The following is an 18288-nucleotide window of genomic DNA, read 5'->3' as shown; positions in this document are numbered from 1 at the left end:
GGATATTCGGAACCGGCGCATTGATCCGATGCCCCGGCTTTCGGCATTCGATCATGAAACCGCTTGATATGACGCAAAAATAGCGCTTCCCTCAATCATCAACCGGCGCGAGAGGGGGCTCGATGCGACGTTCAATCGCGCTCGACCCCACCGGTCGGCGATATCTCGTCAGCAATGACTTCGGGGACTACGCGGTTCTGGACGCCGCAACCCACGAACAGCTCCTGCAAGGAACGCTGCGCCCGGAAGACAACCGCTATCCGGACCTGCAAGCGCGAAGCCTGCTGGCCGACGCTGGCGCTGCGGCCTGGCACGATCTTGAACGCGCCGCTCACCGCACGCGCAAAGCCTTTCTGCTGGAAGGACCCTCGCTCCATATCATCGTGGTCAGCCTTCGGTGCGACCACAGCTGCCAGTATTGCCAGGTCTCGCGCGCCGCCGTCGGCGCTCAGGGTTTCGATCTGTCGTTCGAGAATGCTGACCTCGCGGTCGACCGCATCTTTGAATCCCCCTCCCCCGATCTGACCATCGAGTTCCAGGGCGGTGAGCCGGCGCTGCGGTTCGACCTCGTCCGCCACATCGTCGCGCGCGCCGAAGCTCTGAACGTCGAAGCCGGCCGACGGCTCTCGTTCTCGATGGTGTCCACGCTGCATCATCTGTCTGACGACGACCTCGTCTTTTGCCGCGACCATCAGATCCGCCTGTCGACCTCGATCGACGGCCCTCAGCCCTTGCACGACGCCCAGCGACCGAACCCGGGTCGTGACAGCTGGGCGAGGACCATGGACGGTCTGCAGCGGGCACGCGACATCGTCGGCGTGGACAGCGTCAGCGCCCTGCCCACCCTGACGCGCAAAGCGCTCGAGGACCCGGCCCGCGTGGTCGATCACTACCGCGAACTCGGCTTCCCATCGATCTTCCTCAGACCGGTCAGCCCCTATGGATTTGCCCTCAAGACGCGGCGCGCCATCGGCTATGAGATGGCAGAGTTTCTGGCCTTCTACGAGAAGGCCCTCGACTACATCCTGACCCTGAACGCCCAGGGCGAAGCGTTTGAGGAGACCTACGCCTCGATCCTGCTGCGTCACATGTTGACGCCGTTCCATTCCGGTTATGTCGATCTGCGGTCGCCCGCTGGGGCAGGACTTGGCGTTCTGGTCTACAACTACGACGGAAAGGTCTACCCGGCCGACGAGGCGCGCATGGCCGCCGAGACCGGCGACGCCCGCTTCGCGCTCGGCCACGTCCGCGACGGGTTCGATGTCCTGATGAGTTCTCCGGCCATGCGCTGGCTGGCCACTGGCGCGGTCGCCGAAACCCTGCCCGGCTGCTCGACCTGCGCCTTCGTACCCTACTGTGGCAGCGACCCGGTCTATCACGCCACGGTGCAAGGCGATCCCATCGGCGACCGGGCGACGAGCGACTTCTGCCTCAAGCACAAGTCGCTGTTCACCCTGCTGTTCAATCGCCTCGCTGACGCGGACACAGAGACTCTCGCGACCTTCACCGCCTGGGCGTTCCGCAAGCCGCGGGAAGAGGTCCTTCAACCTGCCTGGATCGACCGATGAGCCTGGCGCTGCACACCCACGGCCGCGTCGAGGGCGTCGATCGCGTCGGCCTCTACAAGGTGCTGACGCTCGAAGAGGCGCAAACCGCTCCGTTCGATCCTGCGGACGTCCTGATCTGGAATGCCACGACCCCGGCTTATGCGGGGTCGGTTACGGCGGTCGCGCTCGAAGGCTCCGGCGTGCGCATTTCGGACTGCCGGGACGCCCGGGTCATCCAGCCCGGCGACGTCGTCCGCGTGCGCCCCGGATCCGGCATGGTCTCGGTGCTGTATCGGCGAGGATCCCGCGCCAACACCCTGTTCACGACCGAACAGTGCAACAGCCGCTGCCTGATGTGCTCGCAGCCGCCGCGCGACGAAGATGATCGGTGGCGCGTCGCCGAACTGCTTCAGCTGGTGCGCCTGATCGACCATGACGATCCCCAGCTCGGCGTGAGCGGCGGCGAACCGACCCTTCTCGGCGCGGACCTGGGACGGATCATCGATGCCTGCGCCGCCGAGGTCCCGGACACCCAGCTTCAAATCCTGACCAACGGACGGCTCTTCGCCGACGCCGCACTGGCCGAAGCGCTCATCCCGCGTCATCGCGAAAAAGTGGTCTGGGCGGTGCCGCTTTACGGCGACGTCCAGTCCATCCACGACGCGGTCGTCGATGCGCCGGGAGCTTTCGCCGAAACCCTGCAGGGCCTGTACGAACTCGGCCGGCTCGGCGCCCGTATTGAGATCCGCGTCGTACTCCACGCCATGACGGTCGATCGTCTCCCAGAGCTGGCGTCCTTCATCTACCGCAGACTGCCCTTCATCGAACATGTCGCCGTGATGGGGCTGGAGCCAATGGGGTTCGCCAAGGCCAACCGCGACCGACTCTGGATCGATCCGGTGGACTACGTCGGCCAGCTGGGTCTGGCGGCTCAGTACCTTCATTATCGCGGGCTGCCAGTCTCCATCTACAACCTGCCCCTTTGCGTCCTGCCTGAGCCGCTCTGGCCTTTCGCCCGCCAATCGATTTCGGATTGGAAAAACGCTTTCGCTCCCGAATGTGAGGGGTGCGAGGTTCGCGAAAGCTGCAGTGGCTTCTTCCAGTCCGCCGGTCCCGCCTGGCGTAGCCGCGCCGTCCGTCCTCTCAAAGCCCTGGAGACCGCCGCATGAAATGGCGCGACCACCTCGTACTGCTCCTCGGAGCCGCCTCTCCCTTCGCCGGCGCCGACGCAGCCGTCGCCGCCCCCAACGACGCGACGCCCCAGGCCGACAAGAACGCCGATGCGCCGATCGCCCGCAGCGCGACCTTCTGGCGAGACCCGGCCCAGCTGAAACGTCTGCTGCAGCTGGCCCAGCACCGAAGCCATTCAAGCCATCGCAGCCATAGCTCGCACAGCTCCCACTATTCGGGCAGCGGCGGTTACCGGGCCCCGGTCTATACGCCGCCGGCGCCGCGATATACCCCACCCGCCCCGGCTCCGACCTATACCCCGCCACCGGCTCCACGCGTCTACTCGCCCCCGGCGCCCTCCACCTCCTCTTCGTCCGCGTCTGTGCGCCCCTTCGCTTCGTCATCGACAGCGACGCCGACCAACCAGATTTCCGGACGCGCCTTTAGCCAGAGCGAAATCCGCGTCATCGTCCGCCGCGTCCAGACCGCCCTGATGGTGCGCGGCTACAATCCGGACGGGATCGACGGGGTTCTGGGACAAAACACGCAGACCGCCTTGCGAAGGTTCCAGGCCGCAGAGCGTCTGCCCGTCACCGGCTATCTCGACGTGGTGACGCTCGATGCGCTGGGCATCACGACCGCGACACCTTCGCTCGGCGCGACCTCGACCCCCGCGACGACCCTGCCGGATGTGACCTCCGTGCCGGCTCCCGCAGCCGTCGAGACCACACCGGCTCCCCTGCCGGAGCCGGTGTGGCTCGATCAACCAAGTGCGGTGGACCTTGAACGGCTTCGCCCACGCGGCGCGGATCGCCGCGTCGAAAGCGGCGCCATGATCCGGTGTCGCGTGTTGGACGACGGCACTCTGACCGATTGCTTCGCCCTGTCGGAAACGCCGCCCGGGCGACGCTACGGCCAAGCCGCTGTCCGGGCAGCCGCCCTCTACAGGATGCAGATTGACGGCACCTACGCCATCTTTATCGGACGCGAGATCGAACTGCCGGTGCGCTGGGCGACCCGATGACGTCGACCTCAAGCCGCTAGCCCCATGGAACCGGAAAAGGCCCCGAAAACCATTCCGTCAGCCGGCCGCCCGTTGATTATCGGCATGGTTATCCTGGCTGCGGTCGTCGCGATCGGATCGGCGCTCGCCCGCGGCAACCGGCCGACATCCAGCCCGACGCGGCCCGCTATCCATCAGCTGAGCGCAGAAGCCGAGCCCGCCGGCCCCCAAGCGCCGGAAAACCAGTGGATTGAATGGAAGGCTGGAGAAGGCGCCAAACATTGGCAGGCCGGCCCGTTCGGGATTGAGGTGGCCCCTACCCTGAACGGCGAATTCAACGCGGCCAAAGTGACGGTGACGGACGCCGGAGGCGCCAAGGCGGAGTGGACCGGCGACGGCACGCCTTGGGAAGGCGCGGCTAGTATCGCGCTCGTACGCTTGACCTCGACCGACCCAACGCCGGACATCCTGCTCTCCAGCTTTTCGGGCGGCGCACACTGCTGCTCGTCCCTGACCCTGATGCGCCTGGACGGCTCCCGCTGGCGTGAGATCGATCTCGGATCATGGGATGGGGACACGCCGAAACTGCCGCAAGACCTCGACGGGGATGGCGCCAAGGAGTTCGTCTTCGTCGATCAGGCCTTCCTCTACGCCTTCGCCTCCTATGCCGAGAGCTGGGCCCCGCCCGTGATCAAGAGCGTGGTCGCGAACGAAGTCCAGGATGTCTCAGACCAGCGCCGGTTCCAGCAGGCATTCACCGCCGACGCCGCCCGCGCCAAGGCCGCTTGCGCTCAAAAGGCCAACGGCACCTGTGCGGCCTATGTTGCATCCGCCGCCCGCGCCGGCGCGCTCGACGAGGCCTGGGTGGTCATGCTGCAAGCCTACGACCAAGCGTCCGACTGGACGCTTCCCACCGCATGTCGCCTTCGAACCGCGGGCGAGTGCCCGCCAGATGCTCAGTTGACCTTCGGCAGTTTCCCCGAGGCGCTGCAATGGTTCCTTGGCGAGCATGGCTATACAGCCCCCGTCTACATCGAACCGTTGCGGGCCGCCGGCCCGAGTTTCGATTGCGGCGGTGCCACGACAACCGGCGAGATCGCGGTCTGCGCGGACAGCGCTTTGGCGACACTAGATCGCGCGCTTGCGGTCGTCTTTACCCGCGCTCTCGCCCTCTCGCGGGACCGGTCAGCCCTCCGCTCGGCGCAACGCGCCTTTCTGGCTGCACGGAACACGACGGGCGAACAAACTGCCCTACGCAGCCTTTACGAAGCCCGCGTCAACCAGCTGCTTGCCATCGACTGACAGTCGTTGATCGGTGATGCAGCCAGCACATCCCTAAAGCGGACTTTCCGAACCGCCGCTAAGAGCCCAAGTCAGACACTCAAGATCACGCGGAAGCGGATCAAACGCCTCATCATGGAGTAACGCAGCCGGGCGGCCGTCACGACTGGGTTCGATCCACGACGTCCAGACTGGTGACCGTTCTCCTAGGTCGAGCTTGATCCCGTCCAAAGGCACCGAAAGGTGACGCGCTGCCGCGTGTCGCCCACCCTCCCCGCCGTCGCGCAAACGGTTCAGGAAGCGTCAGGATACGCCGCCGGCTCAGTCACCGCATTCTCCCGCGCACACCACTTGATAATCGCCCTGGCGATCCCCGGGCGCGACCGCCCATCCCTTGGCCAGTGTGAGACGCCATCCCTCGCCCGACGATCCTGTCGCGTCGGCGGGAGCAATGACCGTCGCTCGCCTTCCCTCGGTCCAGACCAGGGCCCCGCCGTGCTCGACCTCCAGAGACCCCCAGTCGTCGGTCAACCGCATCGTCGGATAGACGACGCCATAGCCGGCCAGAGGCACAAGGGTTTGCGGATTGAACTGATAGTTGCTGTGCCGAAGCGGGAGCACCAACACTGGCCCGTCCACCAGAGCGTCCTTCATCGCAGAAAGTCGCGCACGCCGCTCCTCATCGCGGCGGACCTCGGCGAGACGCAGGGCGCCGTCGTCATAGAGCCGGGCGCGATCCTCCAGGCGTCTGGCCACGCCTGTCGGTTGGGGCAAGGCCGCCCTGACCAGGGCGTCGAAGCTGTGCTCCCCGATCTTGCTCTTCCAGTCGGGATCCAGCTCGTCCAGGAGCAGCCCGTAAGCCGGACCCGTCGCATAGGCGAACGAACGCACGAAGCTCGGCGAAGTCACAAAGGCCGACAGATCATGCACGGCGAAGGCGCGGCGCGCCTCGGCCGAGGACAGGCCCAGCCGCACCCCGGTGTATTCGGGCACGCCTTCGTTGATCTCGAGCGCATGCTCCTCAGCCGCGGCCAACGGGAACAGGTCGTATCGCGCCTGACGAAACGCCAAGGCGTCCTCAAGGGCCGAGCGTCGGACGAGAGCCGTCCGGGCCTCCAGGGCGGCGGTCAGCGCGCGCCACTCAAGTTGCAGCCAGTAGCGGCCTTCGAGTTCATCCAGATGCGCATTGCCGACTTCGTTGCGCGTCAAACCCAGCGCCGGCTGGATGCGGTGAAACAGCTCGTGAGCGACGAGCACGGCTCTCGCCGCCGGATCGTCGGAGACCGGCGCAACGATCTGGGTCCACCTTTCGCCGTCCCAGTCCGTCGGGGTGTTGGCGACGATCACCGCCTCCGGCAGCACGCCGTGGAAGATGGGACCCTCTTGTCGCAGCGTCCCGGACGGCGCCTGCCGGTTGGCGATGAAGCGCCTGTCGGTGTAATCGACGACGATCATCGGGCCGCAGATCGAACGCCCCCAGAGCGCGCCGTCGTCGCGCCGACAGATGTGGTCGGCCTCGGAAAACAGCTGCAAGGCCTCCGCCCGGTCAGGCTCTGCCCGCGCACCGGCCGGGACTCCCAGAGACAGCGCCGCCGCAGCCAAGACCGCCCCTCGAAATCCCTGCATAACACCACCCTACGACAGTTATCGTAGCAACTTACGATGGCCATCGTAGGTGTCAAGATGTAGGATTGTTCCGACTTTGCTGTTTCCGGCGACGGACCCGTGATCATGACCACCCCTGCTCCCACCGCCGCCGAACTGGCGCTCCTTCGGGTGCTGTGGGCGCGTGGGCCTGCGACCGTGCGGGCGATCTACGAACACGCCTACGGGGGCACGGAGACGGGCTATACGACGGCGCTAAAGCTGTTGCAGAACATGCTCGCCAAGGGGTTGGTGACGCGGATGTCCGAGGGCCAACGCCACATCTACGCCGCGGCCGTTGCCGAACGACCGACCCTGAACGGGCTGGTGCGCGGATGGATCGACGTCGCCTTTCGGGGGTCCTCGACGGCGCTGGCCATGCAGGCGCTCGACGCACGCCCTGTCCCGCCCGAAGAGCTCGCCGAGCTCAAGGCGTTGATCGAACGACTGGAGCGCGACAGCCCCGCATGACCGGCCATACCTTCGCCTATGCTTTGCAACTGTTGGCCTGGGCTGTCGCCGGAGCCGCGGCCCAGGGGGTGGTGCTGGGCGCCCTCTGGCGCCGGAGGCCGCAGGCGTCGGCGCAGAATCCGGGCACCGATCATCGCCAGGCCTGTCGGCGCCTCGTGATCCTCGGCCTCGCCCCGGCCGCAACCGTGGCTGTCGCCCAAATAATGATGCTCTCTGTGGGGACGCAGACGCGGGGCGCAAGTTCGCCGGATCTTCCTGAACTGCTGCTCACCCACGGCGGGCTGCCGAGCCTGACGGCGGTGATCGCCGCCGTCTGGAGCGCCGGGGTCGCGTTCATGCTCGGCCGGCTGGCGTTCGAGGCCCTCGGTCTCGTCTCGACGCCGAAGTCGCCGGCTCCGACGTCTGTGCGCCACGCGGTCGCCCGGCTCGCGCCGGACCTGGCCATCGTGATCAGGGCGGCGCCGATTGCATCGCCTCAGGTGGCGGGCGTCTTCCAACCCGTGATGCTGGTCCCGCTCCGGTGGGGCGAAGACCTGGCAGCCCCCGAGCGCGATGCGATCCTGCTTCACGAGATTGCGCACATCCGCCGTGGGGACTTCGCCGCCAACCTCCTGCAGCGCGTGCTGATGGCGGTCCTGTGGTTCCAGCCTGTGGCCTGGTTCGCCTATCGGCGGATCTGTTACAGCCGTGAAGCCTGTTGCGATGCGATGGCCGTCCGCGCCGGCGCCGATCCCGCCGCGCTCGCCCGCGCGCTTGTCGGGCTTGCCGCTCAGGCCGGTTTCACTCGCGCTTCCAGCGCCATGGCCCTGGACGGGCCAGGCTTGTCGCAGAGCGATGTTGCGCGACGGGTCCGCCGGCTTGTCGCGGCGCGTGAGACGCGCCCGGAGCGGATCGTGGCGACCCGCCCGCCGTGTGTCGTGGCTAGGACCCTCCGCTACGGAGCCGTCGCCCTGGCGCTCATCCTTCCCGGCTATGCGGTTTCGCGCGACGCCATCGTCAACGGCCTGTTCGTCGCGAGCGCCTTCGGCCCGACGGTCTCTATCGAGGCGCGAGATGCGGCCGGAGATTTCACGGTGCGGATCCGCCGCGGTCGTGTCCTCTCCGCCTCGATCGAGGGCCGCCGCCTGACCGCCGGACAGGTGCGTCAGACGGGACGGAATGTGGAGCTTCTGTCCTCAGAGAGCGAACCGCTCCGGCTCACAGTGTCTCCTCACGCCACGATCACGTGGAGCGGCCGCCGGGCCGGGCCTGCGCCTCCGCAGCGCATCTAGGGAATGGCCCGCCAGCCGTCGGCGAGGGCGCCTTTCATCTGTATCCGCCTGCCGGGGCAGACGTTCTCAAGAACCGCTTCGCTCCGGCAGCTGACGCTTGTCCGGGCGTGGAAGCGCACATGACGCACCCGCGTCGTCCGATCCGGGACGGTCGTCAACGACGTCTGCCAGGCCCCGGGGCACTGCGATCAAGCGTTTGCGGCCGCGGCTTGAAAATCCCCGGCCAAGCCTCCTCCCGGCGCGTCAGCTTGACCGCCCATCGGTCAGACCTGTCCCATCCCGCCGTCGACGTGCAGCTCCGACCCGGCGATGAAGCACGCCTCGTCGCTCAGCAGGAAGACCGTCGCCGCGGCGACCTCTTCGGGGCGCGCCATGCGCCCGAGCGGGATCGGCGCAATCAACGCGGCCCGGACGTCTGCAGGCACGGCCGCCATCATTGCGGTGTCGGTCGGCCCGGGCGCCACGACATTGACCCGGATCCCGCGCGGAGCCAGCTCCACCGTCCAGCTGCGCGCGTAGGATCGCAACGCGGCCTTGGTGGCGGCGTAGGTCCCGTAGCCGGCGACGCCCAATGAACCGGCTACGGATCCGATCAGCACGATCGAACCGCCCTGCCCCATCGCGCCCAGGGCGCTCTGCAGGCCGAGGACTGTCGCGCGCACATTGACCGAGAAGAGCCGGTCGAAATGGTCCGCCGTCACCTCGCCGACCGACCCGGGCTCGGAGATCCCGGCATTGAGGACGAGGGCGTCGATCCGGCCCTCGGCCTCAACCACTGTTTCGACCACGCGGTCGAGGTCGTCCTGTCTGGCCGAGTCCGCGACCAGACCCCGAGCGCCGCGGCCGACCAGGGCTGCGGCGGCTTCGACTTCTGACCGGTCGCGCCCGGTCAGAAACACTGACGCGCCCTCGTTCGCGAGCGCCTGGGCCGTGGCCAGTCCGATGCCTTTCGCGCCTCCGACCACCAACGCGATCTTGCCTGTCATTCGAGCCATCATGATGTCCTTCGTCCGGTGATGGCAGACCAGATATACTTCGTGTATCTGCTAGCAAGAACGCACCTGGGATAGCCTAGATATGCCCCACGATACCGAGCTCGACTGTCTGTCCGAGACCGCCTTCGCCAACATGGACGTGGTCCGCCCCGTGCTGGACCGGATCGCCGACAAATGGACGATCCTGATCCTGACGGTTCTCTGTCCTCGACCGGCCCGGTTCAACGCGATCAAGCGGCGCCTTGACGGCATCACCCACAAGGCCCTGGCGGACGCTCTCAAGCGCCTGGAGCGTAATGGTCTGGTCACGCGCACGGTCCTGCCGACCGCACCCATTGGAGTGGAATACACCATCACCCCCCTGGGCCATTCCCTGCGCCAGCCCTTTGAAGCCCTCTGCGCCTGGGCGCTGGAGAATGCCGAAACCGTGGAAGGCGCCAGCGCCGAATACGATCGGCAAAGAGCGGCCTGATCGCCGCGCATCGCGACGCCACGAGACTTTCGCCGGCAGCGGGACCAGGACGGCAAGACGGGCGCCGCCCGCCCTGCCCCGGACAGCGGCTTAACGGGCCAGAGCCCGCCCCGCTCCAGACACGGCGCTCAGCCCGCCGGAGGCGAGACAGCCGGCGCGCCGGTCCGCCCCGCCCCCTCGCGGCAAAACCAGCCCCTGTCTTGCTAAGGCCGGCGCCGGCGCATGCGCCGGGCGTCCCGGCGTGTATGGGGGGCAAGCTGTCAGCCGCCGACCGGATCCCTGCTGTCAGTGTCCGGTCGACCTCGGCGCGTTGACGGGATCTCGACACGACATCGGGACAATCCGCCGCCCGCATGGCGGGCGTCCCGTCCGGCAAGAGCCACGACCTCTGTCACACCCAAACACGACGACAGGAGGGGCCGGCGGCCGCCGGCGCCTCCGAGGTCTCAGACCTGCGCCAGACCGCCGTCCACGAAGACCTCTCCGCCGGTCATGAAGCTCGAATCCGCAGACGCCAGGAAGGCCGCGACCGCGCCGGTCTCTGCGGGATCGCCCATGCGGCCCAGAACTGTCGAGGCGCCGATCGCGGCGAGCCCGTCTTCGCCCAGGACGTCGCGGGCCAGCTCGGTCGTCGTCGGGCCGGGCGAGAGGACATTGACCCGAATGCCCGTGCCCTTGAGGTCGAGCGCCCAGGTCCGGGCGAGATTGCGAATGGCCGCCTTGGTCGCGCTGTAGATGCTGAAGGCCGGCGTGCCCATCACCCCCGTGCTCGAGCCGGTCAGGATGATGGAGCCGCCGTCGGACATCAGCGGCAGGGCCTTCTGCACCGTGAAGACCGTGCCTTTCACATTGACGTCGAAGATCTGGTCGTAGTGCTCCGGCGTGATCTCGCCGAGTTTGGCGAAATCGCCCGTGCCGGCATTGGCGAACAGGATGTCGAGCCCGCCGCGTTCGGCCTTCACCGTCTCGTAGAGGTGGTCCAGATCGGCCGCTTCGGTAATCGATCCCACCACCGCGCGCGCGTTTCCGCCCAGTTCGTCCGCGGCAGCCTGGAGCTGCGCTTTCCTTCGTCCGAAGAGGTAGACGAATGCGCCTTCCTCGACGAAGCGTCGCGCAGCCCCCAGGCCGATGCCGCTGCCGCCTCCAGTGATGACGGCCGTCTTGCCCTGAAGTCTGGTCATTCTCGTGCTCCTTGCTTGAGTTGCAGGAAGCTGGCGAGACGCCTACCTTTCGACAAGTATGCACCTTTTGGTAAGTGCCTAAAATTTGTAAGACCTGAAATGACCTCGAACTCTGACGACCTTCCCGCCAGCCCCGCCTGCACCTCCGCCCTGCCCGGGTTCACCTGCGGCCTGGACGCGACGCTGCGAGTCATCTCCGGCAAATGGAAGCCATTGATCCTCTACTTCCTCGCCCAGGACGGGCCGACGCGGTACGGCGAGCTGAGGCGCGCGATCCGCGACGTCAGCGACAAGGTCCTGATCCAGCAGCTCAAGGAGCTGGAAGGCGACGGGCTGGTGAAGCGGACGGACTACAAGGAAATCCCGCCGCGAGTGGACTACAGCCTGACGCCGCTGGGCCTGAGCCTGTCGCTGGCGCTCGTGCCGCTTTGCACCTGGGGGACGGAGAATATGGACGCCGTCCAGCAGGTCTTCGCGCAGCGGGCGGCTTGGGCGCGCTGACCGATCCGCAAGCCCTCGGCTAGGCGGCGAATGCGGCCAGCTCTTCCGGGGCGCCGGTGGGGAAGGCTCGCTTCAGATGATCCAGGAAGGCGGTCACTCTGGCGCTGAGAAGCCGGCGCGAGGGATACAGGGCCCACAGGGCGATCTCCGGCGCGTCGGCGTCGCCCCAGGACACCAGCCGTCCGGACGACAGGTCTCCACTGACCAGGGAGACGGGCAAGCGCGCAACGCCGGCGCCCCCCAGGGCCGCATCCCGGACCATGATCATCGACGACAGGCTCAGCGTCGGCGTGATCGGAACGACCGATCGCTCGCCCGAAGGCGCAAGGGTCGTCCAGGATAGTGACGGCTCTAAGGGGCCCCGAACGACGGCCGGCGCGGGCCGGCCCTCATGCGGGCGCGCAAGCCCCGGCGCCGCGACCACGACCAGACGGTCCCGCAGGAAGACCCGCCCGACCAGCGCCGCGTCCGGATCCGGATTGACGCGGATGACGAGGTCGTAACCTTCCTCGACCATGTCCACCGGCCGATCCTCGGTCGTGACCTCCAGCCGGACCTCCGGATAGCGCGCCGCGAAATCGGCGGCGAGCCGGCCCATGGCGATCTGGGAGAAGAGCAGAGGCGCGCTGATCCTCATCCGACCGCGGGGCGCCTCCCCGCCCGAGGCCACGGCGGCGGTCGTCTCCTCCAGCTCGGTCAGCAGGGCGGAGGTCCGTTTGAATAATAGCTCCCCATCCTGGGTGAGCTTGAGCGAGCGCCCGCCCCGCTCGAACAACCGCAGGCCCAGGCTCGCCTCCAGGTCCGAGACCCGGCGAGACAGGGTCGCCTTGGGGCGGGACGCGGCGCGCGCCGCCCGGCCAAAGCCGCCGCTGCGGGCGACGAGGGTGAAGTCCGCCAGAGCCAGTAAATCCATCTGTTCCACCTGCGAGACGGTGCGTTCCAAATTGTCGCCTATCGGATCAGTTTTGGATCACCGATCTTCCGGCCTGTCCACCACCCAAACCGGAGATTACTCATGACCATCCTCGTCACCGGCGCCACCGGCCGTGTCGGCCGCCACGTCGTCCAGAACCTGATCGATCGCGGCGCCGCCGTGCGCGTCTTCGTGCGCGACGCCGCCCGGGCCGACTTTCCGGCCCAGGTCGAGGTCGCCCAGGGCGATCTGCTCGATCTCGACGCCCTGCGCGCCGCCATGAGCGGTGTGCGCACCCTCTTCCTGCTGAACGCCGTCGCCGCCGACGAATTCACCCAGGCCATCATCGCCCTCAACATCGCCCGCGAAGCCAGCGTCGAGCGGGTCGTCTATCTATCGGTGTTCGGAGCCGATCGCTCCGTCAATGTTCCGCATTTCGCGGTCAAGGCGGGCGGCGAGCGCATGCTGGAGCAGATGGGCTTCAGCGCCACCGTTCTTCGACCCGCCTATTTCATCGACAACGAGGTCATGATCCAGGATGTGATCCTGAACCACGGCGTCTACCCGATGCCGATTGGCGCCAAGGGCGTCGCCATGATCGACGCCCGCGACATCGCTGAGGTCGCCGCGATCGAGCTCATCCGCCGCGACGCGAGCGACGTCCTGCTGCCCCTCACCACCTTGAACCTCGTCGGTCCCGACACTCTTACGGGCTTGGGGCTTGCCAAAATCTGGTCCGAGGTTCTCGACCGTCCCGTCGTCTACGGCGGCGATGATCCCACCGCCTTCGAACAGAACCTGGCGAACCTGATGCCGGACTGGATGGCCTATGAGATGCGGCTCATGGCCGAACGCTATGTCGGCGACGGCATGATCCCCGAGCCGGGCGACGTGGAACGACTGACGGCCCTGCTCGGCCGGCCGCTTCACACCTATCGCGACTTCGCCGCCCGCCTCGCCGCCTCCACCGTCTCCCTCACCGCATCCAGCCCCACCGCCCGCTGACCCCTTTCGACCGGAGAAGCGACCATGATCTATTCAACCGCCACCGTGCCGGTGAATCCCGCCGACGAAACGCCCCTCACCCGCGCCCAGGTCTGGGCCGGGCTAGAGCTGAAGGCGCGTGACGCCCGCCTCTTTCTCCCGGAGGGTCTGTGCACCCGCTGCGAGGTGACCGAGGAGAGCGCAACCCACTTCGTGCGCGAGGTCACTATCGGCGGCGCTGACCTTCGCGAGATCATCACCCTGGAGCCCGCACACAAGGTCACCTTCTTCCAAGCCACGGGGCCGCGCGAAGGCGCCATCGTCAACGAGATTTTCGAGGACAAGACCGGCGCGTTGCAGCTACGCTTCTATTGCTTTCTCGGTTTGCGTGACGGCGCGCCGGGCGGCGCCGAGGAACAGGCGGAGCAGGCCAGGTTCGACAGCGAGCAAGGCTACAAGGCGGCCTTGCTGTCGACCCTGACACGAACGCGCGATCTCCTCGCGGCAGGTCGGCTCTGAGCCGTCGCGCGATCCTCGGGCTACCGACGTGGGCGGTTCCAAGCGCCACCCGCGTCGCACTCGCCCGGCTCACCCGCCGCACGCTGAAAGAGTGTCGCCTGATGGGGCGATTGGCTTCGCGTGGCCAATGTCCCGCTCTTGCCTCTGGCAGAACTCGTCCGGTTCTTCTGCTCAGGTCTGGGAGCCTCGGCGCGTGACCCGCACGCCGCTGAAATGGGCCAGCGTGCCGGGGCCGATCCAGAGTGCGACAGCCCCTCTGGCGTCGCCGCCGTGTTTCAGGTCGCCGACAATCAAGGTCGGCTGCTCCGCGCCATCGACATGGAGACGGGCCGCAGCGCCGGCCACCTCGATCCGCACGTGAGTCCACCGCCCGGGTTCAAGATCGACATAGGTCTCATATTTGGCCGGCGCCTCGGCGCGCAGCCGCTCCCAAGGGATAGTCGGGATGCGAGATGTACTGAACGGCGTGGTTGCGGCGCAGCTGATCCTCGGCGCGGCCGTTCGTCGGGCGCAGATAGATCGCCTCCAGTTTCGCATCGTCCTGAACCCGGAAGGCGATCCCGACAAAACCCCGGGCCGTGGCGCTGGCCGTAGCGCTCGGAGCGCCGCTGATCCAGGCCTCGATGACGCCGTCGCCGAAGGCGGGCGTATCCAGAACGATCAGCCGGTCGAGCCCCGGCGCGTTTTCCAGGGCCGTGGCCTGCAGGGCGCGTCGCCCCTGATAGTCCACCCACGCCGTCTCAACACCTGTGGTCCTGAGCGGAGCGGCTTCCAATCCGGCCCCTTCAGGGTCGCGTCGCGAGGCGAACGCCGCGAAGGGGCTGGCCCACCCTATCGTGAGCGCGGCGCCGGTGAGTGCGGCGCGACGGGTGTGTTTGTTGCCAAGCATGAGGGCCTACGAATGGCGAAGCTGTAGTCGTTTCATCACGGCATGGCTGGATCAAGACCCGGCATGGATTGACACCTGAGCCGCGACATATGGCGGCGCCGCTCGGGAAGGCGCCTTCAGTCCGGACGGCGTCAGCGCCCCTTACTGCCGGTCATCTGGCCGACGGTCCAGGGCGGAAGGTGAATGTAAAGGATCGAGCCGGCCCCAAGACACTCTCCCGCGGCCACCGCCTCTTCACCCATTCCACGCCTTCGGCATCCCGGGCGCGTCAGAAGCTGAGGCTTGTCGCGCCACCGAGCCGATCGATCCAGCGCCGCCTTCCACTTCAGGGCGACGCAAGCGCCCGGACACGCTTCAGGCCGTCGATCGCATAGTCATTGGAAGGATCGAGACGCAACGACGCTTCGAACTCCGAGATGGCGGTCGCGTAGTCGCCCTCCGACGCCGCGACATCCGCCAGGCCGTCGTGGCTGTACGCCGACTGCGGGAACTCCTTGAGGGCGAACTCAAACAACGCCCGCGCCTGGTCCATGGACGGCAGCTCATGCAGGGCGTAGCCCGCCGCGACCAGCAGTTCGTCCGTCGCGAACGCCTCGCTCGACGGCTGCGCGGCCTTCAGCTCGCGGTAGCGCGCGATGCCGGCGTCGACGCCCCCGGCCATGACGGCGTCCAGGAAGAGGGTCTTTGGCTGAACTTCGGGCGGCTTGGGTGTCACCCCGAAGTAGATGCCCGCCAGGGCGCGCGCCGTCCCCCCGCCACTGGCTTCGTCGCTGTTACTCAGAACGATCACCGTCAGGTCGTCGTCGGGGAAGCGCGCGACCATATTGGAGAAGCCGGCCCCGCTCCCGGCATGGCCGATTTCGCGGTGGCCGAACCAGGTCCCCATTTCCCAGCCATAGCCATAGTTGTTCGTCGTATGGGCGATCATCTGCTCCCATGACGCCGGAGAGATCAGGGTGTTGGTCCTGAGCGCCCTGTCCCAGATCAGCAGGTCGTCGACCGTGCTGGTCAAACCCGCCTCGCCATAGGAGCCGCTGCGGCTTTGCGGCGTGGACTCGATGAAGGTCGAACCGATGGAATAATAGCCGGTCGCCAGATTGGGGGTCACGCGACGCGAGGTGTCGAAATCCGTGTGGGTCATACCCAGCGGCGTCAGGATCCGCTCGCGGTAAAGGTCTGGAAGGCGCTTGCCCGAGACGCGTTCCAGGATCGCGCCAAGCAGGTTGTAGCCCGAGTTGCTGTAGCGAAAGCCTTCGCCCGGGGCGAACTCGAGCGGAAGGTCGCGCACGAGGGAGACGACGCCGTTGCGCCAATAGGTTCGGCTGTCCAAGCTTTCATCCCAGTCGGGCAGCCGGGAATAGTTGGGGATGCCGGAGGTATGGGTCAGAAGCTGTTCGATGGTGATCGTACGCCACGCCGCCGGACAGTCGTCCAGGTAGTCGCAGGCGAGATCACCCATCTTCAGACGCCCCTCCTCCTGCATCATCATGATCAGGATGGCGGTGAAAGGCTTGGTGACGGACTGGAGCTGATAGACCGTCCCGGCGGTGTTCGGCACATTGAACGACCGGTTCGCCAGTCCGTAGCTCTTGCGGAAGATCGGAACCCCGCCCCGCGCAACGAGGACGTCGCCGGTGAAGGCGGCGTTGCGCACCGCAGCCTGCATATAGGTCTCGAAGGCGGCGTCCATGGCTTCGGCGGCCGGCCGGGCCTGTGTCTGCTCTTGCAGTGGAGCCGACGCGGCGACGGGGGCCGCCGTCACAAGGCTGCCAAGGAAGATCGCCCCGGCCAGAGCCGCCGAGTTCCCAAGCCTGTTCTTCATGACGTCCGCCCTCACCTGAAAATACGGGATTTATCTTTTCATCAAAATATATGACGTCAAGATACTTTTCGGTAAGGTTTGTCGTGGGGTCTGGAGTTGGCTAGCTTGTGGGGATGAAGAGCGCGCCCCCGCCCCCCGACCTCGTTGACAGTGTGCTCTCGGACTGGGCGCGCGCGCGTCCGCAGACCAAGGCCGGCGCCCTCAACATCGTCGGCCGTATTCTGTGGTTGGGGCGACAGTACGAGGACACCGTCACCCGCATGCTCGCGGAGCATGGTCTGTCCTATTCGGACTATGATGTGATCGCGACCCTGCGTCGGGCCGGCGAGCCCTTCGAACTCACGCCCACAGAACTCGCCAGGCGCGTTCTTCTGACCTCCGGCGGGCTGACCGCGTGCCTGCGGCGACTGGAGGCTTCCGAACTGGTTTCGCGGCGCGGGGTGCCCGAGGATCGGCGACGCCTCCTGGCCCGGTTGACGCCGAAGGGCTTCGACCTTGTGGAGTCCTTCATCGACGACCGCTTCGCTCTGGCGGATGAGGCGCTCGCCGATCTCGACGCCCGGCAGCGCCTGGAAGCGGAGACCCTCCTCCGCCGCTTGATGGCTCCCATGGACGTCAGACCCGAGCGACGCCAGGCGCGGGCGCGGTCCGAGTGAAGCGCGCAACAAACGTAAGCGCACCGCGACAGTGAGCCGATCACCTCGCTTCGCCAGACGGAGAGCCTATCGTAAGGCGCCCGTCGGACGCGGCAGGCTCACGGGACCTATCTTAAACGGCCCGCGGCTTTGCGGGGTGGCGGCCCGTCCCTGAGCCAGTGAAGGTTCGGGGCGGGCCGCCGGTCATCGGAGCTTGGCTTAACCGACGACCTCAACAGAATGCTGCAATGCGGCAAAAGGCTGCAACGGACGGACGCTGTCACGGTCCGGCGCGACACGGACCGCCCCCGCATGTCGGTTGCGCAGGCGGAAGGAAGCGCCGAGCGTCGGGGTCCGACGCCTGGGCGATCGATCCTATTGCGGGGCCGGCGCCGCCTCTACGGCCGCGCGGACGGCGTCGAGTTTCGCCTGTTGTTCGGCGAGGGTCGGAACCCCCATGGCCGTGCGCAGACTGTCGGGAACGAGGTCGCGATTGTAGGGATCGGCGGTCGGCGCCTCTCCGGACCGTGCGATGGTCTGTGTGCCGTAAATCTGGGGCTCGCCCTTCATCTGCAGATAGCGGTCCAGACTGGCGGCCGCGATCCAGGCGGCGCCGTCGGCTCCCCGGGAGGCCGCGACCACGGCCAGACTGTGGGCCAGAAGGTAATCATCCGGCTGGGAGCCGTGCTGGAAGACGAAGGCGGCCTTTCGGAAGTCCTCGGCGCTCCGGATCTCACCCTGGTCAAGAAGGGTGCGGACCTCGGCGCGTCGGGCCGCATCCTCGGCGTGCATGCGCTCGACGAAGGCGCGATCCGGCCGTCGGGCCGCCGAAATCCCCTCGCGGATCGCCTGGTCGTCCTGGAAAATCTGCGCCATGCGGGGATTATCCGATGGCGGGACCGGTTCCTGAGCCACGGCCGAGGTGGCCAGCGCCACGGTGAAGGACAGGAGCGCGGCAAGCAGCGGGCGGGTCATGATGGTCTCTCCAGG

19 protein-coding genes are annotated in these 18288 nt (G+C 67.1%); 11 read left to right on the top strand and 8 right to left on the bottom strand.

What is annotated here, in order from left to right; all coding sequences use genetic code 11:
* Positions 1-122 precede the first annotated feature (122 nt).
* The 4 genes from hxsB to AC07U0_RS14585 are packed head-to-tail and all read left to right on the top strand — an operon-like array spanning position 123 to position 5022.
* A complete protein-coding gene (hxsB, locus tag AC07U0_RS14600; RefSeq protein ID WP_494720726.1) occupies positions 123-1568 on the top strand; it encodes a His-Xaa-Ser system radical SAM maturase HxsB in 1446 nt (481 codons plus the stop codon).
* A complete protein-coding gene (gene hxsC, locus AC07U0_RS14595) occupies positions 1565-2716 on the top strand; it encodes a His-Xaa-Ser system radical SAM maturase HxsC (protein WP_494720725.1) in 1152 nt (383 codons plus the stop codon). The genes hxsB and hxsC overlap by 4 nt, the downstream gene beginning before the upstream one ends.
* Complete coding sequence (hxsA, locus tag AC07U0_RS14590) at positions 2713-3741, top strand: His-Xaa-Ser repeat protein HxsA (protein ID WP_494720724.1); 1029 nt, start codon at positions 2713-2715, stop codon at positions 3739-3741. Before hxsC ends, hxsA begins: the two co-directional genes overlap by 4 nt.
* Positions 3742-3765: 24 nt before the next feature.
* Positions 3766-5022: a lysozyme inhibitor LprI family protein gene (locus AC07U0_RS14585; protein ID WP_494720723.1), complete on the top strand. Its 1257-nt coding sequence runs from the start codon at positions 3766-3768 to the stop codon at positions 5020-5022.
* Positions 5023-5322: 300 nt separating this feature from the next.
* Here AC07U0_RS14585 and AC07U0_RS14580 read toward each other — a convergent pair whose 3' ends face one another.
* Positions 5323-6534, bottom strand: a complete 1212-nt coding sequence (locus AC07U0_RS14580; protein WP_494720722.1) for a hypothetical protein — start codon at positions 6532-6534, stop codon at positions 5323-5325.
* Between the two features lie 198 nt (positions 6535-6732).
* Here AC07U0_RS14580 and AC07U0_RS14575 point away from each other — a divergent pair, with 198 nt between their 5' ends.
* Both AC07U0_RS14575 and AC07U0_RS14570 read left to right on the top strand, forming a co-directional pair.
* Positions 6733-7116, top strand: a complete 384-nt coding sequence (locus AC07U0_RS14575; protein ID WP_492947600.1) for a BlaI/MecI/CopY family transcriptional regulator — start codon at positions 6733-6735, stop codon at positions 7114-7116.
* Positions 7113-8387: a M56 family metallopeptidase gene (locus AC07U0_RS14570; protein WP_494720721.1), complete on the top strand. Its 1275-nt coding sequence runs from the start codon at positions 7113-7115 to the stop codon at positions 8385-8387. Before AC07U0_RS14575 ends, AC07U0_RS14570 begins: the two co-directional genes overlap by 4 nt.
* A gap of 263 nt (positions 8388-8650) precedes the next feature.
* Here the strand turns inward: AC07U0_RS14570 and AC07U0_RS14565 are convergent, their stop codons facing one another.
* Positions 8651-9373, bottom strand: coding sequence for an SDR family NAD(P)-dependent oxidoreductase (locus tag AC07U0_RS14565; protein WP_494720720.1), 723 nt, complete (start codon positions 9371-9373; stop codon positions 8651-8653).
* 91 nt (positions 9374-9464) lie between these two features.
* Between AC07U0_RS14565 and AC07U0_RS14560 the strand changes: the two genes are divergently transcribed.
* Positions 9465-9854, top strand: a complete 390-nt coding sequence (locus tag AC07U0_RS14560; protein ID WP_494720719.1) for a winged helix-turn-helix transcriptional regulator — start codon at positions 9465-9467, stop codon at positions 9852-9854.
* A 446-nt stretch (positions 9855-10300) separates the two neighbouring features.
* On the opposite strand, the gene AC07U0_RS14555 is transcribed toward AC07U0_RS14560, so the two are convergent.
* The gene (locus AC07U0_RS14555; protein WP_494720718.1) at positions 10301-11035 is read right to left on the bottom strand and encodes an SDR family NAD(P)-dependent oxidoreductase; all 735 of its coding nucleotides are present in this window, start codon (positions 11033-11035) and stop codon (positions 10301-10303) included.
* Positions 11036-11134: 99 nt separating this feature from the next.
* On the opposite strand from AC07U0_RS14555, the gene AC07U0_RS14550 reads away from it, so the two are divergent.
* Positions 11135-11536, top strand: a complete 402-nt coding sequence (locus tag AC07U0_RS14550) for a winged helix-turn-helix transcriptional regulator (protein ID WP_494720717.1) — start codon at positions 11135-11137, stop codon at positions 11534-11536.
* A 19-nt stretch (positions 11537-11555) separates the two neighbouring features.
* On the opposite strand, the gene AC07U0_RS14545 is transcribed toward AC07U0_RS14550, so the two are convergent.
* The gene (locus tag AC07U0_RS14545) at positions 11556-12479 is read right to left on the bottom strand and encodes a LysR family transcriptional regulator (protein ID WP_494720716.1); all 924 of its coding nucleotides are present in this window, start codon (positions 12477-12479) and stop codon (positions 11556-11558) included.
* 72 nt (positions 12480-12551) lie between these two features.
* Here AC07U0_RS14545 and AC07U0_RS14540 point away from each other — a divergent pair, with 72 nt between their 5' ends.
* Together AC07U0_RS14540 and AC07U0_RS14535 are read left to right on the top strand one after the other, a co-directional pair.
* Positions 12552-13454 carry an SDR family oxidoreductase gene (locus tag AC07U0_RS14540; RefSeq protein ID WP_494720715.1) on the top strand — a complete coding sequence of 301 codons (903 nt, stop codon included), beginning with the start codon at positions 12552-12554 and terminating at the stop codon, positions 13452-13454.
* A 24-nt stretch (positions 13455-13478) separates the two neighbouring features.
* Positions 13479-13952 carry an SRPBCC family protein gene (locus AC07U0_RS14535; RefSeq protein WP_494720714.1) on the top strand — a complete coding sequence of 158 codons (474 nt, stop codon included), beginning with the start codon at positions 13479-13481 and terminating at the stop codon, positions 13950-13952.
* Between the two features lie 171 nt (positions 13953-14123).
* Here the strand turns inward: AC07U0_RS14535 and AC07U0_RS14530 are convergent, their stop codons facing one another.
* The 3 genes from AC07U0_RS14530 to AC07U0_RS14520 all read right to left on the bottom strand — a co-directional run bounded on the left by AC07U0_RS14530 (position 14124) and on the right by AC07U0_RS14520 (position 16663).
* Positions 14124-14309 carry a hypothetical protein gene (locus AC07U0_RS14530; RefSeq protein WP_494720713.1) on the bottom strand — a complete coding sequence of 62 codons (186 nt, stop codon included), beginning with the start codon at positions 14307-14309 and terminating at the stop codon, positions 14124-14126.
* A gap of 37 nt (positions 14310-14346) precedes the next feature.
* Positions 14347-14841, bottom strand: a complete 495-nt coding sequence (locus AC07U0_RS14525; protein WP_494720712.1) for a hypothetical protein — start codon at positions 14839-14841, stop codon at positions 14347-14349.
* Positions 14842-15166: 325 nt separating this feature from the next.
* A complete protein-coding gene (locus AC07U0_RS14520; RefSeq protein WP_494720711.1) occupies positions 15167-16663 on the bottom strand; it encodes a serine hydrolase in 1497 nt (498 codons plus the stop codon).
* A 113-nt stretch (positions 16664-16776) separates the two neighbouring features.
* Here AC07U0_RS14520 and AC07U0_RS14515 point away from each other — a divergent pair, with 113 nt between their 5' ends.
* Positions 16777-17319, top strand: coding sequence for a MarR family winged helix-turn-helix transcriptional regulator (locus AC07U0_RS14515; protein ID WP_494720710.1), 543 nt, complete (start codon positions 16777-16779; stop codon positions 17317-17319).
* Positions 17320-17673: 354 nt separating this feature from the next.
* Here AC07U0_RS14515 and AC07U0_RS14510 read toward each other — a convergent pair whose 3' ends face one another.
* Complete coding sequence (locus AC07U0_RS14510) at positions 17674-18273, bottom strand: hypothetical protein (RefSeq protein ID WP_494720709.1); 600 nt, start codon at positions 18271-18273, stop codon at positions 17674-17676.
* Between the last annotated feature and the right edge of the window lie 15 nt (positions 18274-18288).

It is taken from the genome of Brevundimonas sp. GW821-FHT02A10, from assembly GCF_059422025.1.
Note: the sequence above shows the minus strand (reverse complement) of the source record. Positions and strands in the feature narration are given on the sequence as shown.

Excerpts from the sequence above, each read along its gene's own strand:
- hxsB (WP_494720726.1), top strand. The coding sequence starts at position 123 with ATGCGACGTTCAATCGCGCTCGACCCCACCGGTCGGCGATATCTCGTC.
- hxsC (WP_494720725.1), top strand. The coding sequence starts at position 1,565 with ATGAGCCTGGCGCTGCACACCCACGGCCGCGTCGAGGGCGTCGATCGC.
- hxsA (WP_494720724.1), top strand. The coding sequence starts at position 2,713 with ATGAAATGGCGCGACCACCTCGTACTGCTCCTCGGAGCCGCCTCTCCC.
- AC07U0_RS14585 (WP_494720723.1), top strand. The coding sequence starts at position 3,766 with ATGGAACCGGAAAAGGCCCCGAAAACCATTCCGTCAGCCGGCCGCCCG.
- AC07U0_RS14575 (WP_492947600.1), top strand. The coding sequence starts at position 6,733 with ATGACCACCCCTGCTCCCACCGCCGCCGAACTGGCGCTCCTTCGGGTG.
- AC07U0_RS14570 (WP_494720721.1), top strand. The coding sequence starts at position 7,113 with ATGACCGGCCATACCTTCGCCTATGCTTTGCAACTGTTGGCCTGGGCT.
- AC07U0_RS14565 (WP_494720720.1), bottom strand. The coding sequence starts at position 9,373 with ATGACAGGCAAGATCGCGTTGGTGGTCGGAGGCGCGAAAGGCATCGGA.
- AC07U0_RS14560 (WP_494720719.1), top strand. The coding sequence starts at position 9,465 with ATGCCCCACGATACCGAGCTCGACTGTCTGTCCGAGACCGCCTTCGCC.
- AC07U0_RS14555 (WP_494720718.1), bottom strand. The coding sequence starts at position 11,035 with ATGACCAGACTTCAGGGCAAGACGGCCGTCATCACTGGAGGCGGCAGC.
- AC07U0_RS14550 (WP_494720717.1), top strand. The coding sequence starts at position 11,135 with ATGACCTCGAACTCTGACGACCTTCCCGCCAGCCCCGCCTGCACCTCC.
- AC07U0_RS14540 (WP_494720715.1), top strand. The coding sequence starts at position 12,552 with ATGACCATCCTCGTCACCGGCGCCACCGGCCGTGTCGGCCGCCACGTC.
- AC07U0_RS14535 (WP_494720714.1), top strand. The coding sequence starts at position 13,479 with ATGATCTATTCAACCGCCACCGTGCCGGTGAATCCCGCCGACGAAACG.
- AC07U0_RS14525 (WP_494720712.1), bottom strand. The coding sequence starts at position 14,841 with ATGCTTGGCAACAAACACACCCGTCGCGCCGCACTCACCGGCGCCGCG.
- AC07U0_RS14520 (WP_494720711.1), bottom strand. The coding sequence starts at position 16,663 with ATGAAGAACAGGCTTGGGAACTCGGCGGCTCTGGCCGGGGCGATCTTC.
- AC07U0_RS14515 (WP_494720710.1), top strand. The coding sequence starts at position 16,777 with ATGAAGAGCGCGCCCCCGCCCCCCGACCTCGTTGACAGTGTGCTCTCG.
- AC07U0_RS14510 (WP_494720709.1), bottom strand. The coding sequence starts at position 18,273 with ATGACCCGCCCGCTGCTTGCCGCGCTCCTGTCCTTCACCGTGGCGCTG.